A 17,547-nucleotide genomic window follows, 5' to 3' on the forward strand; every position below is an offset into this window, starting at 1 on the left:
GAACATTTAGCATCATTTCGTTACACAAAAATTTTACTTTCAGTCCTACTTTTGAAATTAGATATGATCATAAATTGAAGAAATATTTAATTCATTTTTAAACAACAGAAACTCAAGAAATGTAGCTTTAATCCTTTTGCTTATAAGGATTTATTGTTTTATTTTAGTAACTGTTGCATTTATGAATTATTGAAAAAATTACCTGCTTGCTTTTATATATACTTTTAGTTATTACCCTCGAATTAGCCTTTAGTTTTAAATAATGTACAAGTTTATGCCGTATTAGCTCAGTTGGTAGAGCACATCATTCGTAATGATGGGGTCGCTGGTTCGAATCCGGCATGCGGCACCATAACTTCTTTAAAAATTAAAATACAATATCTTTCCTTTAATTCGCTATTTTAGGGCTATTTTTTGCAATTTATACAATTTTACATAATTTATGCTTATTTGCTCTGTATTGTTCTTTAATTGATTATCTTGCTATATCTAATGTAGAGTATAGTCTTTAAAAAGACATCTATGTGAGGAATTTCCTTAATTTTAGTAAAATTCATGAAATCTTTACCTTATTGAAAATTGTATTCTTAGAATGCAATAAATAATTCAAACTATAAAACGTTTTATAGCTAAAAATGTGTGCAGTTCACCTCTATTTATGATTTGAATAGTTTTCTGATTAATTATTTTTCTGAAAGTATTCATGATACAGTTCATTTCTTAGTCAAAAGCTGTTGAGGCTGTTTATAGAGAATTGCATAAGATATGAAATAAATTTTAACTAAAGCTACTTATTAATTATATGGAATGTGCTTTTGTAGTCTCTTAGAGTACACTATCGATTCATATAATATAGCAAAATAGAAAGCAATTAAGATAATATTGATTGATCTGTTACGATATGTGAATAGAGGCTGCTTTTAAACTTATTAGTGAAAACCACTCTGCATTGATTTTGCAAAGGCTATTTCTGTTACTTTGGTTATGGTGGAGTATTTGAGATCGAGAAAAAAAGAGAGCTTAGCATTTATTCTAGAAGAAAATACAGAGCAAATAATAACAAATTAGGTAACATTGTATAAATCATAAGAGGTAATCTAAAAACAGACAATTAAAGAAAAATTTATATATTTCAATATACTAAAAATAAAAAATGTTATCTAAATGCGGCAGGCGGGGGTATAGCAACGGAATTCAAGTTATGTAAATATGTGTAAGAGCGTATAGATGTGTACATTTTTTAGTATTGGCGGTGAATTTTTGCGGCCTTGCAGGTTATAGAGGCTTATTTAAAAGAATTTGTTATTACTTTTTGAGCTGACGGATTTTTTACAGCTCTAGTATTAAAAGATCAATTTAAAATGATGAGCAATTACAAAGAAAGCAAATGTTAAACAAATAACAAATTGATTTATTATTAGAGAATATTCTTTTTACCAATAATTATTATAGCGTATCCCTCTCTTATTCTTCAATAGAAAAATATTATAAACAATTGAAAATAATAGTTTATTTATCTTTTTATTCTTTTCTTTTTGTTGTGTTTTTCATCGCTCTTCAAAAAATATCTTCTATAAAATGCTATATCAAACTTTTTTATTCGATTTATTATTAATTATCGAACTTTTTTGTGCGATCTTTATTTTATAAAGATGAAGGAGGATGAGTTGGAACGAGAAGTGCTGCTGAGATAATTACGTAAAGAGGCCAGAAAAGAAGTGTTCATTACAGTGAAGTTCCTGATACAGGTAAAGATCACATTATTTGGTAACTTTTGGAGACAAAATAACTGTTATAAAATCTGGTGAATTAACTCCGCTTTACGTGAAAATAATAAAAAAGAATTGGAGGTACGAGTCACTCTCTTAAGTGCTTTTATCTTTTGTTTCGAAGGTATTTCGATTACGGTGAGGAGATTTAAATATGGAATATGCTTATCAAGTAAAATTTGAAACTGATCCTGATGATAATTTTTTTGTGACTTTTCCAGATGTACCGGAAGCAATTACAGCTGGAGAAAATAGAGTTGAAGTACTAGAAAATGCTAACGAAGCTTTAGGATTAGCACTGCGTAGTTATCTTATGCGTGACCTACCTTTACCCAGACATCAGCAGTATAAAGACCTTGTAGAGGTAATGCTGGATGCATGGAATGCTCTGAAGTTCGCAGTGGCAGAATCTTTTAATGAAGCGAATATCAAAAAAACAGAATTGGCTCATCGTCTTGGCAAGAAAGAAACAGAAGCAAGACGCATTCTTGATCTAAACTATCCAACTAAACTTCAGACACTAGAGCAAACACTAACTGTTCTTGGAAAGAAAGTTGTTATTAAAACAAAGATGCTGCTTGATTTCTTTTCGACTTAAAGGCGGGTAAAATGATCTTACTTCCTTTAAACTTAGCAGCTTTTAAATAGATTCTTCTAAAACTCATATTGCTTCTACAATTAAAATTTTATAGCCCGCGCTTTTTAGTTGAATGATTCTAAAAGACACAAAATATTTTAGATATAAACCATCTACTTTGATAATCACCGAGATAACTTGAATAGCGTCTTCCACCCATAAGACTACGAACGTTGTAATTGTATTAGCTTTATGAATACCATTAAATTCCTTTCTTATAAATATGAAATAGATACAGACTCAAAATTAGTTAATACAAATTGTATTGATAAATTTTTACAGGAAGGAACTTACACTCTTACCGTTAAGAATCAATGTGCTACCTTAACAATTGAGAAACTTTCTGTAGAATCAATTACCTACTATTGAGTTTATGTTTTAACAGGAGAAGAAAGTCCTTATAATCCTGAAGTTATTGATTCCGAAAATGGTTTTCAAAGCGTTCCTAATCCGCATTCTAAAAAACAAATTGAACAAAATCAACAATATTTTGGAGTTTTGATTCCTACAAAATTCCTTCTTTTTTCTTCAAGTAAAAAGTTAAACCAATGTTTACAGTCATACTACAAAGAAAATTTCAAGGAAGAAATTAATATTTTACCTGAGCTTATTGATAAGGAAGATTTCGAAAAAAAATTGCATTCAATTAAAGAAATAAAACTAAAATATAAAAAACAAAAACAATTAGAACTTTTTGGAAAACAATCAGAAAAGTATTTAGTGGAGTTGGCTAAAAATTCTCTTGATGGGCTTCCCACTGATGATGTTACTGAAATAGAACTTATTTTAGATATCAAATTTAAAGAAGAAAATAATTTAAGGGAGTATTTGTGGAATTTTTTAAGAAAAGATAAAAAAAACCCATATTACACAAATTAAATTTTGTGGGAAATACATATGATAAGTTTGATGTAATATTTAATACTGAAAGTTTTCAGCATAAAATCTCTATTAAAGCATTTAAAGATGATAATGGCAGATATAATAAAGATTTTGTAAAAGAAGAATTAATATTTGAAATCGGAAATTTCATTGTTGCTTGATAATCGAAGACTGTAGCGTAAGGATAGATATATTTATTAAACTGCGTGTATACAACATAAGAAAAAGTACACGGCATAAAAATAATACCAAAGTACAATATTTAAATACCAAAGAGCAATATCTGAGTACCAAAGTACGGTATCTAATGAAAAAGGAAACTTGTGTTCCACATACCTAGAAATGACAGGCAAAGAAACAGTGTCTTTATAACTATTTGGGAAAATTAAAGCGATAAGCGCTAAAATTATTGTATTTAAGAGTCTGTGCATATACTGTTGTAAATCGCATGTTAGTTTCACCCAACCCGTTGTACCATCATCTTTATATTTTGGGTTATTCTGCAACTCAGAAGGAATATTAGAATTGCATAAAATTGCAAAAATAGTTGTTACTATTATTAAACCAACAGACGCAAATGTTAAAACACCCTGAATAAATTCAAGGTTTTTTGTTATTCCTGAAAAACATAAAAATATAAAAGTTATAATACCAAACAAGGCTCTTAGTTACTTATCTGTAAACATACTTATTTCCTGTGAAAAATAATGATTTCAATTTCTTAAATTATTTTCTGATAGAAGCTATAAACTAACTTTAGTTTTTTCGCGTTTGCTTTTCTTTTAATAGCAATGTCTTTTATTAAAGCCAGTTTCTTTTAGTTAACCTCATCTATGGTTTATCTATAGTTGATGATCGCTTTAAGCACTAAAATCCCCTAACCTTTCATAAAGATTAGAGAAACACTCTGTTATTTCAAAAGTACACGAAAGAACTTCATGACTAATGCAATATTTTTTACATTGATATTGGCTGTTTATGCTTTTTTAACAAATACTTTGAAATTTACACATCCTAAAATTCTTAATTTGTATTATAAGGATTCATTTAGTTTATAAATCTGATACTATATACAATTTCAGGAAAATATTATATCTTAAAAAACTTTTTAGTTACTCTTAAAAACGCATATAAAATCATAAAACAATCAGCAGTTCTCACTAATTTGCTGAAACTTCCCTTCCAAATCTACTTAAAGATATTTGCAAACTTTTTGTGAAAAATTGCAAACGCGTGTGAGCGTTCCAAAATCTTCTCTAATTGGTGCTTTTTTGTCGTATATACGAACAAGAAGTATTATATAAACATCACGTTATTCCAATGTTATGCTATCTGTCCTACTTATCCAGTCATCCAAATGGAATCTTATCCATGGCATTGCATTAGATATGTATTTCCTCTTTTTTCCTTAAATATAAAATTGCCAAAGCATCTACTTCATTATCATCTTGAAGCGTATGCTTTTGGCATATACTGTTTTCATCATCTCTTCTTTCGAGGCATTTCTTTTCCCTATTGTCTCTTTCTTACATAAGGGATATGATAATACTTACACTGCGTTGTTAAGGTTGCTAATAAGTTACCACAAACCCGTGCTGCATTTGTCCTTATACGTTGGCGTACTTCTTCAAAATACACCGCATCAATTTTTCCTGCCGTCAGCTTAATTTCATAATGCTCAATAATCCGTTTGCTATTGATGATATTGCTGACCCAAAGCAAATCCGGGTTCTTTTTTATGTTAGCCGTAGAATGGTTTATGCGACCTTAAATAAGATCATTGCTTTGATTAAAAAGGATGTTCAGCATGTTTTTTAAGCGCTTTAATGGAGCACCAAAAAGCAACAGATGAATGCTTGGAAGCCCTGCAAAAAATGATCGATGAACTGCGCTTGCAGGGTTTTCCTTCCACATTCCTCAAAAATGAACTTAAGGAATTGAATACCATACTTCCTCTCCATCATCTTTACGAAAGAAGAGCCGAAATGATGCTTTTAACTGATTTGCGTCAATATGAGCGAGCGGTAGAGAAAGCGGTTTATGTTGACTTAAGTGATGAGCAGTTTGGAGCTCTTGTTTCTTTTTGTTATAATATAGGGATTACAGCTTTCCAAAATTCTACCTTATTGAAAAAGCTTAATAAAGGCGATTACGAATCTGTCCCCATTGAATTGCAGAAATGGACAAAAGCGGGAGGCAAGCGTTTAAAGGGCTTAGTGTACCGTCGTGCAGCAGAAGCAGGATTATGGGCGAAGAGCGCTTATGTTTCGTCTAATTATCAGCTTGTTGAAAAACAAGAATCACCCAAGCTTTTAAAAGCAGAAATTCTTGCTCCTCTCATAGCTTCTTTTTCGGGAATTGCAGAATTGTTAGAAGGAAGTGGACCTGTGCAATGGGTTTTAGCAACGATTATAGTTCTTGCGTCCTGTGTGGGGTTAATCTTGATTGCTAAGCGCTTACGGGAGGAAGGTTTGTGATCGTGTGGGGAAGAAAATATTGTGTGGTGATGACGGCGGCTATAGCCGCTTTTTTTATAGCCTTAGTAAGAGCTTTTCGTTTAGGCAAGAAGACTGAACAGCAAAAACAAACAGAAACCCTTATCAAGAGAGCAATAACCCGGCTGGAAATAGAAAATGAAGTTAATAAGCAAAGTGATGGCGATGTGCGTTCTGATCTTTCTCAGTGGGTGCGGAAGTAGAAGTTTTTCTTGTATCGGTTGGTCTCCCCTGTATTTAGATCAGAAAGATCTCACTGTCATCAGTATCAACTTGGCCAAACAAATCTTGAAGCATAACAAATATGGTGAACAGCTGTGTGGATGGAAACAGGTCCAAAAAGTTAAAACACAAAGATAAAGAGATCAAAAAACAGGATTAATTTGCCATAGATTTTAGAGAAGAATCTAAAATCCTATTCCCTCACCTTTATTTTGGTATCCCTCACCTTAAAAAAGATAAATAAAATCAATAAGTTATGTGTTTCTAAAAAGCAGATGGTGCCCAGACGCGGATTCGAACCACGGACACGCGGATTTTCAGTCCGCTGCTCTACCAACTGAGCTATCTGGGCATATCTCAACAAATTCATAGAGTTCGTGAGGTTATAACATCAAAATTTTTTCTGTCTAGTCGCCAAAATAAAAATAATCTATTTTTTTAAATTTATTCTTTGGTATCTATTTCAGAATGTGAAGCTACACTATATTCTATTTTTTCATATATTAAGAGAAACATTCAAGTATCCCAAATATAAAGTGATCATCAAGATAATAAATTCAGAATAATATATAATGTAGGTTAGAAGAAAGTTTATTATTAGTATAATGAGAAATTTTTAAAAATTTTTTAAAGAGAAAATATTCTAATATTTTTTTCCTTAATGATTGATTTGTAAAAAGCCATAATAATATTATTAAGTTTAAAACTGGAACTTTAGATTTTAGGGAAGTTTGATCGTCTTTAAGTTACATTGTTTTGTTATTAGGAAAGGTTGTGGTCGGTAGTGATGATGGTTTGACCTTATCTTTAAGAAAAATTATCCAAATATGTATAATACTTTTATTGTGCAACGATTATGGTCTTTGTTATTGCTGTTGTGAATATTAGAGTATAGGCTTTTTAAAGAGTTGTGATGTGTTTGAATGAAAAGAGGTATTTTTTAATATTGACGTGCAGTCTATTTTGGTGATTTAAAAATGCTTGTTCATATGAAAATAAGCAAAAAGTTGAGATGAATAGGCACACTTGCTATAAAATTTTATTATAAAGAACCATTTGTTTTTGAACACTGGTGTTATTTTCCAAATACAACGGAGAAAGTTATGGCCAATGTAGTAGTTGTCGGCACACAATGGGGAGATGAAGGCAAGGGTAAAATCGTAGATTGGTTGTCTGAGCGGGCGGATATTGTAGTAAGATATCAAGGTGGGCACAATGCTGGTCATACATTGGTTATTGATGGGATTAGTTATAAATTATCACTGTTACCATCTGGTGTAGTTCGTGGAAAGCTATCAATTATCGGGAATGGTGTAGTTATTGATCCCCATCATTTTGTTGCAGAATTAAAAAAATTACGTGCTCAGGGTATAAAGATTACACCGGAAATTTTGCGTGTTGCTGAAAATGCTCCTTTGATTCTTTTTGTGCATCGTGATCTTGATACAGCTCGGGATAGTAATGTTTCTGGTTTGATAATTGGTACGACAAAACGTGGTATTGGTCCTGCTTATGAAGATAAAGTAGGTCGCCGTTCCATACGAGTAGTAGATTTGGCAGAGGCTGATACTTTAATGCCAAAGATTGAAAGGCTTATGGGGCATCACAATGCTTTACGTCGTGGTATGGGGGTTGCAGAAATTGATCCACAAACAATTTATGATGAATTGATGCAAGTGGCAGATGAAATTTTACCCTTTATGGAGTGTACGTGGCGTCTTTTGGATGAAAGTTATCGTATAGGGCGGCGTATTCTATTTGAAGGTGCACAGGGTGCATTATTGGATAATGATTTTGGAACTTATCCCTATGTAACCTCTTCTAATACAGTTGCTGGGCAGGCTTTTATTGGCTCTGGTTTGAGTCTTAGTTCAATTCATTATGTATTGGGTATTGCAAAGGCTTATACAACGCGTGTGGGAGAAGGACCATTTCCGACGGAAGAAATGAATAAAATTGGTGAATTTCTTGGAGAGCGCGGAAATGAATTTGGTGTTGTGACTGGTCGGAAACGTCGATGTGGTTGGTTTGATGCCGTTTTAGTGCGTCAAATGGTGACTATTGGTGGCGTCAATGGTCTTGCACTGACAAAGCTTGATGTTTTTGATGGTTTAGATGAAATTAAAGTTTGTATTGGTTATGAACTTGATGGTAAAAGAATAGATTATCTGCCATCCTCTATGGGAGCGCAAGCCCGTGTTCAGCCTATTTATGAGACATTAGAGGGTTGGAAAGAAACAACAGCGCGTGTATCAAATTTGACAGAACTACCAGCGCAAGCTATCAAATATGTGCGCTATATTGAAGAATTAATTGGTATACCAGTAGTTTTATTATCAACTAGCCCTGAGCGAAAAGATACAATCCTCATTGCTGATCCTTTTGGGGATTAAGTTTTATCTTATACCTTAATGATAGCAAAAATAAGCATCTAAGACTATATAATAGACAAGGTACAAAATAGCGTTGTTTATTTTTGTACTCATCTAGATTGCTATATCGTTTCTACTAATGTCAATTACGTTAGTTGAGGGCTAAAGTAATGAATGATTAGCGCTTTAATTTTGTAAACTGAGGAGTTTTCCTCTTAAGTTTAAGAAAGACTATACAGAATATGATAGATTTCGTTGGGATCTTAAAAAATAAAATTAATGCGCAAAAAGATATTACGCCCAGATTACGTAAACAAATTTATGAGCATGCTACTAAAACATTAGAGCATACAATCGTAAATATGAAATTGCCAAAAGAAGCAATAGCAGCGCAAAGAAGTGCTTTGCAAAGTGCTATTACGATTGTTGAAGAGGAATATTTAGCTGTTGAAAAAGAACAACTTTCTTTAATTATAGGATGGAATTGTACAGACAGAAACAGTGGTGAGAAAAATGAGCAAAGCTCTATATCATCATTAGAAAATAATGCTTCGGTTTTGGCTACAGAAAAACAGCAACAATTATCTATTCCTCATTTAGTTGATAATGAGATTTGTGATGAGGCATCTGTAATGTCAGATATACCGGATGCGGAACTTGTTAAGTTAGACGCTTTTAATGCCCATGAAAGGGATCAGAATATTAAAAAAGATATGTCTAATAATGCTCTTTTAGTGTCTACTTCGCAAGTGGATAATGCTCATATTGTGTCACATATCTTTTCGCAAGCTTTACGGCGCGCTAATCGTTCATCGCTGCAGAAGCATATTTTAGTAAGTGTTGTTTCTTTTTTTATTATTATTATTTTGTTTAGTGGTATTTTTTTTGTTAGTGGACGCATATTTATATCGGGCAATAAAAATTTGCAGGAGAAAAATATTCAAACGTCGAACGCACTACAGAAAGCAACTCAAACAAATCGAAAATTAACACAACGCTTATTAGAGGATGGAAGTGAGGTTGATGTTGGTCCAGCTGAAAGAACCGAATCTCCAAGTGCAGAAGGGACATCAACAGTTGTTGCAACTAATTTAAAATCGTTTGGGCAGGTAGGTGAGGCTGTATTATATCAAATGGCTACCAAACATGATTCAGGAAAAGCAACGACGGGTAGTGTATCATGGTCATTGATAACAGAAGATTCTGTTAAAGGGATTCAAGGAGAATTGGCTATAAGAGGTGATATTACAATTCCAGATGAAGGGTTATCATTACGGTTAACTTTACGTCGTAATACTGATGAAGCTTTGCATGCCGCTTATATTATAGATCTAATTTTTATTATTTCTGATAAATTTTCAGGACAAGCAATCAATAATATTAAATCATTGACTTTTAAGGAAAGTAGAAAATCGATCAGTCAAACTTTAGTTGGAACTGTAACTGCTAAGATTGATAATGATTTTTTCGTTTTTGCATTGGTTGGCAATCACCCGTTTCTTGATAGAAATTTACAGCTGATACGTGATCTAGATTGGTTTCATTTAGTGATAAGCGATAAAAATGGCCGTATGCATGAATTAAATTTTGCAAAAGGACCAGCAGGCCAAGCCATTTTTAAAGAGGTTATTGGAAAATGGCTTATGAAAGAAAACAATCATAAGCCTTTGATGTAAAAAACATTGAAGTTGTTCTCAACCTACTTTAAATAAATCATTTTGTAGTATGAATATACGTTATGATGCTAAGTTTCTTTTACTTTTCAAATTTATGCAAATCAACCTGATTTCGTGCTTTCTTCTGGAATAAAGCAGAGGTTTTAATGAAATTTCGTATTTTTTCAAATGCGCGCGCTTCAATCTGTCTAACGCGTTCTCTGCTAATGTTAAATTCATTTGAGAGTTCTTCTAGCGTTAGCGGATCATCTCTTAAACGGCGAGCTTTAAAAATACGTTTCTCGCGTTCATTAAGATTATCCATAGCGTGTATTAATATGGAATAACGATTCTCTAATTCATTTTGCTCAATTAAAGTTTGTTCTTGGTTATTTGAATCATCAACTAACCAGTCTTGCCATTCATAACTCTCACCTTTATTTGTAAGAAGAGGAGCATTAAGAGAAGCATCACCATTAAGTCTACGGTTCATTGATACCACTTCATCTTCTGTAACTTTTAATCGTGTTGCAATTTCTTTAACTTGTTGCGCATTGAGATCACCGTTATCAAGCATCTGAAGTTTATTTTTTAATTTACGAAGATTGAAAAAAAGACGCTTTTGATTAGCAGTCGTTCCTATTTTCACTAAACTCCATGATCGCAGAACATATTCTTGAATTGATGCTTTAATCCACCACATTGCATAAGTTGCAAGCCGAAAACCACGTTCTGGCTCGAAACGCTTAACAGCTTGCATAAGTCCAATATTTCCTTCTGAAATAACTTCTCCAATGGGTAAACCGTAACCTCGATATCCTATTGCAATTTTCGCTACAAGACGTAAGTGACTGGTTACCAATTTATGCGCTGCTTTTGGGTCATTATATTCACGATAACGCTTAGCTAACATGTATTCTTCTTGTGGCTCAAGTACTGGAAAACGGCGAATTTCTTCTAAATAACGGTTCAGACCATTATCATTTGCTGTAAATGATGGTAAATTTATATGGGCCATAGAGCACCCTCCTTTTGCATGAATTCCCTTAAAGGCGAATTTTATTTACAAACATTATACATATAACACATTTCTTTCTTTATTTACACTATTATAATTCTTGATTTTATTCGAAACTGGATATTTTATTATAAAATCTTGTAATGATTAAAGGTTTCAATTAAGTTTTTTTAAATGGTTGAGAAGGTCAGCCAGATCTTTTGGAAATGGCGAGGAAAAAGACATAATTTCACTGTTAGCTGGGTGCTCAAAGGTAAGACTAGTTGCATGGAGCGCTTGCCGATTAAACTGATCGATTGTATTTTTAATTTCAGGATCAAGAGTATTTGATTTTGTTTTAAAAGCGTTTCCGTATACTTTGTCTCCTATAAGGGGATGACCAATATGAGACATATGGACGCGAATTTGGTGTGTGCGCCCGGTTTCTAGACGACATTCTAGAAGACTAGCCAAAGATGTTGTATCATTACAGGTTCCGTATTTCTCTAATAGAGAAAAATGCGTAATAGCACGGCGAGCATGAGCATATTCACTATGAACAACAGTGCGCTTTGTTCGATCACGAGAAGAACGAGCAAGGAACGTATCAATTGTCGCAATATTGCGATTAGGAGAACCCCAAATGACAGCATGATAACGTCGGTCTAATGCGCTAGTTCGTCCATGATCAGCAAATTGTGCATTAAGGTTTCTATGGGCAAGGTCGTTTTTAGCGATAACCATAACACCGCTTGTGTCTTTATCAAGACGATGAACAATACCAGGACGCTTAATACCTCCGATACCAGATAAACTATCACGACAATGATAAATAAGTCCGTTTACTAAAGTTCCTGTCCAATTACCATTGCCAGGATGGACAACAAGACCAGCTGGTTTATTAATAACAATAATGTGATTATCTTCAAACAAAATATCAAGAACTAGAGCTTCACCTTGAGGTTGTGCCTCATTAGGAGTCGGTATTGTTAATTCAATGATTTGATTAGATTTTAATTTTGTTTTTGGTTCCTTTATTAATTGACCATCAATTTTTAAATAACCCTCGCGGATTAGAGTTTGCAAACGTGAACGTGATAATTCACCTTTATATTGTTTAGCGAGCCACTGATCAATTCGTTGTCCACGTGCGTTTTCATTCGTTATGTGTTGTGTCACTACATGATCCTCTTTTTGAGGTTTTTTATGGGATTTTTTACCAATATGAAATCGCTTTGGTATCTAAAAATTCTTCAATTCCCCAACGGCCACCTTCACGAGCACGTCCAGATTGTTTTACACCCCCAAAATAACTGCCATCAGGCAAATCGTATCCGTTAATTTCTACCATACCAGAACGTAGTTGTGTAGCAATACGTTGACATCTATTTCGGTCTTGTGATTGTATATAATTGGTGAGACCATATTCTGTATTATTGGCTAAGGTTATAGCTTCTTCCTCTGTATTAAAGGGAATAATTGAAAGAACTGGACCAAATATTTCTTCTCGGAAAATACGCATGTGCGGTTTCACATCAGCAAAGACTGTTGGCCGTACATAATAACCTCTTTTCATATTTATAGGGAGACCTGTACCACCAGCAACAAGAGTTGCTCCTTCGTCGATTCCAGATTGAATAAGCGCTTGAATTTTATCGTACTGTTGTTTTGATACTACGGGACCAATATGATTTCCTGATTGAGAACTTAGTCCTACTATTGTTTTTGCAGCAATATGTTGTGCTATTGTTACAGCTTTATTATAGATCGAATGCTCCACAAGCATACGTGTTGGTGCATTGCAGCTTTGCCCACTATTATGAAAACAGTCGTTTACGCCACGTTGAATCGCATCATCAGAAGCATCAGCAAAAATAAGATTAGCCCCTTTCCCTCCTAGTTCTAAGCAGACCCGTTTTAAGGTATCACTAGCATTTTTAGAAATAGCTTTTCCTGCTCTTGTTGAGCCAGTGAAACTAATCATTTCTAAATCTGGATGTGAAGATAAATAAGAGCCTACATTGATTCCATCACCGTTGATTAAATTAAAAACACCAGCAGGTAAAGCAGCTTCATCTAAAATTTCAGCGAAAAGCATTGCAGAAAGAGGAGCAAGTTCAGAGGGCTTTAAGATCATAGTACAGCCAGCCAATAATGCAGGAGTAACTTTTAAAGTTATTTGATTCATGGGCCAATTCCATGGTGTAATCAATCCGACAACACCAATAGGGTCATATTGCAAAACTGCATGATTACAGCCTTTTATTAAAACTTTTTGAAAAGAAAAGTCTTTGAAAGCTTTAATAAAATTGCGAATATGGTAGCTACCAGCAGCAGTTTGAGAATTTCGCGCCATATCAATAGGTGCACCCATTTCCATTGAAATAGTTTTTGCAATATTTTCAGAGCGTTTTTCGTAAATTTCTAAAACTTTTTCAATAAAGGCAAGACGTTGTTTTGGTGTAGTTGTTTTCCAATTTTGAAAAGCATTTTTGGCAGCTGTAATTGCTTTATCTACGTCTTTGATATTCCCAACACTAATAACAGCACAGATTTCCTCTGTTGATGGGTTAATAACATGAAGATCATTGTTTGTATTTGGATTTTCCCATAGACCGTTGATATAAAATTGTCTCTTATTTAACATAATCTATTTACCATTTCTTTGTCTGTAAATTATAGAATACAGTTTGCTTTTGTAACAAGAGGTTTTTCAATGAAAAGCGAACAGGTTTAAAGCATAAGAGCAGTATCACATTACCATATCAGTGAATTATATTTTTCTTTAATTAATTTCTTTTATTGCGAATTTTAAAAAATTTGACGTTTGGCAAAAGGTTATTAACCTTCATAATATAAAATTACTTATTCTCTTTGTAAAATAATTATTCTCATTTCTATAATTTGTTGGTTATCATGCGTCATTTGAAAACAAAATCTATTTCTACGTCTTGTCCTGCTGATAAAAGTGAAGAAGATGTATCAAAAAAAGATTCATCAGCGAATGTTGTTGAAATGCTTTCTTATCCTGCGGTGTGGAAAAAAGCATTTTCTCTTGGGCAGAACGTACGTTTTACCCGAACACCAGAAGTAGAGATTTTGCGTCGTCGTATAGAAACAGATCCAATTTTTGCAAAACAATTTAAAGGTTTTACGGGGAAAAAGCAGCAAAGATTTACGGATATGACGAAATTAGATAGGGTGGAAATGGAATCTCAATTGACAGAAAATGAAATAAATATTTCGTTGTCTGAAAAGAAAGCATCACTTTATTCTTCAGCTGCTTTTAAACAATTTATACAACAGACTATGGTTACGCCAATTGAAGAAAATAGAGTACATCATTCATCTGTGATAGAAGAAGAAAACGTAACCCAAAAAACAGATCATACGTTATATCTATCTGATTATTTGTCTGATGATGCATTTTTTGAGTGCGATCCTTTTATATTAGGACAAATTAATCAGAAGACTTCAAGAGAAGAAGCATTGGTTAATTTTATTCATAATAAAGATTTATTGGAGACTGATTCTGTTATTGATGAATCAATTACTGCTTTTTATCGTGTGTTTGAATTTCATCATCCTCAGCTTTGTAATATGGGTGAATCAAAAGCTTCAACAGGAGAGATCAAGGATTCTGAAAAAATTTTTGATTTGAATTATACGGAAAGTGAAGTTGTTCAAGAAATTCAAATGTGTCATGTTGAATCTTCTTTGAAAGACGAAGATAATGAAGTTATAAAGAGCCAAGATTCTTCTGTCGTTGAAGAATCTATTTATGAAGCAAACAATATAACGGATGCTGTAGCGCATAATAACTTGTCCCATGTTACTGATTGCATAACAGTAAGAGAGGATATAGTGAATGCTTCTCCAATGAGAGAAAAAGAAAGCGGACAGAAAACGACAGGTGTACCATTTCGTGGTCGTGATTCAGCTTTTGTACCAAGTTTGCATTCTGTAAACTGCGGTGCTTATGAATTTCCTCCAATTGATTTATTACAAGAGCCTGTTTTTAAGGATGGCGCAATTATTTCGCAAGAAACATTGGAGCGTAGTGCAGGGCTTTTGGAAAGTGTTTTAGAAGATTTTGGCATTAAGGGTGAAATTATTCATGTTCGCCCAGGGCCAGTGGTAACAATGTACGAATTTGAACCAGCAGCTGGGGTTAAATCATCACGTGTTATTGGCCTTTCTGATGATATTGCTCGTTCTATGTCTGCTATTTCTGCTCGTGTTGCTGTGATTCCTGGACGGAATGTTATTGGAATTGAGTTGCCAAATGCAGTTCGTGAGACTGTTTATTTGCGCGAACTAATTCAATCAAGTACTTTTGGTGATAGCGAATTTAAATTAGCTCTCGCTTTAGGGAAAGGGATTAATGGTGATCCTGTAACAGCAGAATTGGCAAAAATGCCTCATTTATTAGTTGCTGGAACGACAGGATCAGGAAAGTCAGTTGCTATTAATACAATGATTTTGTCGATTCTTTATCGACTTTCGCCAGAGCAGTGTCGTTTGATTATGGTTGATCCTAAAATGCTGGAATTATCTATTTATGATGGTATTCCGCATCTTCTAACACCTGTTGTAACTGATCCTAAAAAAGCTGTAACGGCTTTAAAATGGGTGGTTCGTGAAATGGAAGAACGTTACCGAAAAATGGCTAAATTGGGTGTACGTAATATTGATGGTTTTAATGCACGGGTTGCGCTTGCTGTGGAAAAAGGTGAGACAATTATGTGTACTGTACAGTCGGGCTTTGATAAGGAAAGTGGAGAAATACTTTATCATGAAGAAACTATGGATTTGACACAGTTGCCTTATATTGTTGTTATTGTTGATGAAATGGCGGATCTCATGATGGTAGCAGGTAAAGAGATTGAAGGCGCTATTCAACGTTTAGCACAAATGGCTCGGGCTGCTGGTATTCATCTTATTATGGCTACACAGCGCCCTTCTGTTGATGTAATTACAGGCACAATTAAGGCAAATTTTCCTACTCGTATTTCTTTTCAAGTTACATCAAAAATTGATAGTCGTACAATTTTAGGTGAACAAGGTGCTGAAACCCTTTTAGGGCAGGGAGATATGCTTCACATGGCTGGTGGTGGCCGTATTGTGCGTGTACATGGACCTTTTGTTTCTGATAAAGAAGTAGAGTCAGTTGTTGCACACCTTAAAAAGCAGGGGAAACCTGATTATTTAGCAACAGTAACAGATAGTGAGGAGGATGATAACGATTCTGAAGTTGCTGATTCTGTTTCTGAAATTGTTGCAGCAGGAAATTCTAGTGAAGATGGTGAAGAGCTTTATGTGCAAGCAGTTAAAATTGTATTGCGTGATAAAAAATGTTCAACGTCTTATATTCAGCGTCGTCTTTCAATTGGCTATAATAAAGCGGCTGCTCTTGTAGAACGAATGGAAGAGGAGGGTATTATTGGGGCTGCTAATCATGTAGGGAAACGTGAAATTTTGCTTAGTAAGTGATTTAAAAGCGATATTAATATCTTATAACTATCAGATCTATATTAGAGCTAAATGATTCATTTTTAAAAGCTCATATTTTATGGTAAATCTTCATAAGATTGAATAAAAAGTGGTAGAGTAAAAGAACTATTTGAAGATTTCAGTTTAATAAATTGTCACCCATCTATTCTTATAGAGGAAAAACAGACTTCAAAATTGTAATGAGAGATAACAGTTGCAATAGAGACGATAAGAAATTGTACGAACGATATAGCTTTATGATCAAATAGATAGTAGGCATTGTGTAAGCGCTTATTGGAACCAGTTTCGATTTTATTAGGTGCCAAATAGTGTAAAAGGGATTGGGAATCAAACTTATTATTTTAAAAACTTAATCACGGAACAAAGGTCAGAATTATTTTTCTATGTTCCATGACTAAAGAGCTATATATGTAAACTTATTTTTTATTGGCTAATAAATCGCGGATTTCTGTTAAAAGTTTTTCTTCAAGAGACATGTCTGTTGGATTTTCTGCTTCTTTTTGTTGACGGCGAATTTTATTGATACCTTTGACAAAAAGGAAAAGAACCCAAGCAATAATCAGAAAATTGATAAGAAGTGTTATAAAATTTCCATAGCTAATGGTTGCTCCTGCTTCTTTCGCAGCATTTAGGGTTGCTTGTTTTTCACCCGCGAGTTGAATAAACATATTAGAGAAGTCAATACCACCTGTGATAAGACCAATAACTGGCATAAAAATATCATTAACAATTGAATTAACTAGACCACCAAAAGCGCCTCCTATAATGACACCGATAGCTAAATCAATCATATTTCCTTTTAAGGCAAATTCTTTGAATTCTTTAAGCATTGTGTTTTCCTATTTATATTTGCGACGTATAACAATTTTAACTATCGCTTTTAATAAAAAAGAAAAGAGTAATTTTAATTTTCTTGCTCAATTATAGTGTAGATATCAACAATATTTTACAATATTCTTATGATAATGAAAATGCTCTACTAAATGTTTTATTTTACGCTAATA

At 33.6% G+C, this 17,547-nt stretch carries 13 protein-coding genes and 2 tRNA genes; 8 read left to right on the forward strand and 7 right to left on the reverse strand.

Going from position 1 to position 17,547, the window contains the following annotated elements; translation table 11 throughout:
- The first annotated feature begins 276 nt into the window (after positions 1-276).
- The 3 genes from Bra60_RS00440 to Bra60_RS07375 all read left to right on the forward strand — a co-directional run bounded on the left by Bra60_RS00440 (position 277) and on the right by Bra60_RS07375 (position 3,285).
- A tRNA-Thr gene (locus Bra60_RS00440) sits at positions 277-352 on the forward strand.
- Between the two features lie 1,571 nt (positions 353-1,923).
- Positions 1,924-2,367 (forward strand): type II toxin-antitoxin system HicB family antitoxin, encoded by a 444-nt coding sequence (locus Bra60_RS00450; protein ID WP_078673538.1) that lies wholly within the window; start codon positions 1,924-1,926, stop codon positions 2,365-2,367.
- Between the two features lie 537 nt (positions 2,368-2,904).
- Positions 2,905-3,285 (forward strand): hypothetical protein, encoded by a 381-nt coding sequence (locus Bra60_RS07375; RefSeq protein WP_236823922.1) that lies wholly within the window; start codon positions 2,905-2,907, stop codon positions 3,283-3,285.
- A 200-nt stretch (positions 3,286-3,485) separates the two neighbouring features.
- On the opposite strand, the gene Bra60_RS00460 is transcribed toward Bra60_RS07375, so the two are convergent.
- A complete protein-coding gene (locus tag Bra60_RS00460; protein ID WP_236823923.1) occupies positions 3,486-3,947 on the reverse strand; it encodes a hypothetical protein in 462 nt (153 codons plus the stop codon).
- Positions 3,948-4,800: 853 nt separating this feature from the next.
- Positions 4,801-5,010, reverse strand: a complete 210-nt coding sequence (locus Bra60_RS07700; protein WP_335617765.1) for a hypothetical protein — start codon at positions 5,008-5,010, stop codon at positions 4,801-4,803.
- Between the two features lie 104 nt (positions 5,011-5,114).
- Here Bra60_RS07700 and Bra60_RS00475 point away from each other — a divergent pair, with 104 nt between their 5' ends.
- Together Bra60_RS00475 and Bra60_RS00480 are read left to right on the forward strand one after the other, a co-directional pair.
- On the forward strand, positions 5,115-5,765 hold the full coding sequence (locus tag Bra60_RS00475; RefSeq protein WP_078698200.1) for a lysozyme: 651 nt from the start codon (positions 5,115-5,117) through the stop codon (positions 5,763-5,765).
- A 29-nt stretch (positions 5,766-5,794) separates the two neighbouring features.
- Positions 5,795-5,986, forward strand: a complete 192-nt coding sequence (locus Bra60_RS00480; protein WP_371326059.1) for a hypothetical protein — start codon at positions 5,795-5,797, stop codon at positions 5,984-5,986.
- A 295-nt stretch (positions 5,987-6,281) separates the two neighbouring features.
- Here the strand turns inward: Bra60_RS00480 and Bra60_RS00490 are convergent.
- Positions 6,282-6,357: transfer RNA gene (locus tag Bra60_RS00490), tRNA-Phe, on the reverse strand.
- Positions 6,358-7,108: 751 nt separating this feature from the next.
- Between Bra60_RS00490 and Bra60_RS00495 the strand changes: the two genes are divergently transcribed.
- Both Bra60_RS00495 and Bra60_RS00500 read left to right on the forward strand, forming a co-directional pair.
- The gene (locus Bra60_RS00495; RefSeq protein WP_035005682.1) at positions 7,109-8,398 is read left to right on the forward strand and encodes an adenylosuccinate synthase; all 1,290 of its coding nucleotides are present in this window, start codon (positions 7,109-7,111) and stop codon (positions 8,396-8,398) included.
- Positions 8,399-8,619: 221 nt separating this feature from the next.
- Positions 8,620-10,053, forward strand: a complete 1,434-nt coding sequence (locus Bra60_RS00500; protein ID WP_078688272.1) for a hypothetical protein — start codon at positions 8,620-8,622, stop codon at positions 10,051-10,053.
- Between the two features lie 79 nt (positions 10,054-10,132).
- Here Bra60_RS00500 and rpoH read toward each other — a convergent pair whose 3' ends face one another.
- From rpoH to Bra60_RS00515, 3 genes are all read right to left on the reverse strand, one after another.
- Positions 10,133-11,050: an RNA polymerase sigma factor RpoH gene (rpoH, locus tag Bra60_RS00505; RefSeq protein ID WP_078688273.1), complete on the reverse strand. Its 918-nt coding sequence runs from the start codon at positions 11,048-11,050 to the stop codon at positions 10,133-10,135.
- Positions 11,051-11,206: 156 nt separating this feature from the next.
- Positions 11,207-12,208 (reverse strand): RluA family pseudouridine synthase, encoded by a 1,002-nt coding sequence (locus Bra60_RS00510; protein WP_194284817.1) that lies wholly within the window; start codon positions 12,206-12,208, stop codon positions 11,207-11,209.
- 37 nt (positions 12,209-12,245) lie between these two features.
- Positions 12,246-13,676 carry an aldehyde dehydrogenase family protein gene (locus Bra60_RS00515; RefSeq protein WP_078688275.1) on the reverse strand — a complete coding sequence of 477 codons (1,431 nt, stop codon included), beginning with the start codon at positions 13,674-13,676 and terminating at the stop codon, positions 12,246-12,248.
- A 269-nt stretch (positions 13,677-13,945) separates the two neighbouring features.
- Between Bra60_RS00515 and Bra60_RS00520 the strand changes: the two genes are divergently transcribed.
- Positions 13,946-16,522, forward strand: a complete 2,577-nt coding sequence (locus Bra60_RS00520; RefSeq protein WP_078697982.1) for a DNA translocase FtsK — start codon at positions 13,946-13,948, stop codon at positions 16,520-16,522.
- A 437-nt stretch (positions 16,523-16,959) separates the two neighbouring features.
- Here the strand turns inward: Bra60_RS00520 and mscL are convergent, their stop codons facing one another.
- Complete coding sequence (gene mscL, locus Bra60_RS00525; protein WP_035005692.1) at positions 16,960-17,373, reverse strand: large conductance mechanosensitive channel protein MscL; 414 nt, start codon at positions 17,371-17,373, stop codon at positions 16,960-16,962.
- Positions 17,374-17,547 lie beyond the last annotated feature (174 nt).

This window comes from Bartonella sp. Raccoon60 (assembly GCF_002022585.1).
GTDB lineage: Bacteria > Pseudomonadota > Alphaproteobacteria > Rhizobiales > Rhizobiaceae > Bartonella > Bartonella rochalimae.

Bases quoted from the DNA above. Each gene is read 5' to 3' on its own strand.
- Bra60_RS00450 (WP_078673538.1), top strand. From the start codon at position 1,924: ATGGAATATGCTTATCAAGTAAAATTTGAAACTGATCCTGATGATAAT.
- Bra60_RS00475 (WP_078698200.1), top strand. From the start codon at position 5,115: ATGGAGCACCAAAAAGCAACAGATGAATGCTTGGAAGCCCTGCAAAAA.
- Bra60_RS00480 (WP_371326059.1), top strand. From the start codon at position 5,795: ATGACGGCGGCTATAGCCGCTTTTTTTATAGCCTTAGTAAGAGCTTTT.
- Bra60_RS00495 (WP_035005682.1), top strand. From the start codon at position 7,109: ATGGCCAATGTAGTAGTTGTCGGCACACAATGGGGAGATGAAGGCAAG.
- Bra60_RS00500 (WP_078688272.1), top strand. From the start codon at position 8,620: ATGATAGATTTCGTTGGGATCTTAAAAAATAAAATTAATGCGCAAAAA.
- rpoH (WP_078688273.1), bottom strand. From the start codon at position 11,050: ATGGCCCATATAAATTTACCATCATTTACAGCAAATGATAATGGTCTG.
- Bra60_RS00515 (WP_078688275.1), bottom strand. From the start codon at position 13,676: ATGTTAAATAAGAGACAATTTTATATCAACGGTCTATGGGAAAATCCA.
- Bra60_RS00520 (WP_078697982.1), top strand. From the start codon at position 13,946: ATGCGTCATTTGAAAACAAAATCTATTTCTACGTCTTGTCCTGCTGAT.
- mscL (WP_035005692.1), bottom strand. From the start codon at position 17,373: ATGCTTAAAGAATTCAAAGAATTTGCCTTAAAAGGAAATATGATTGAT.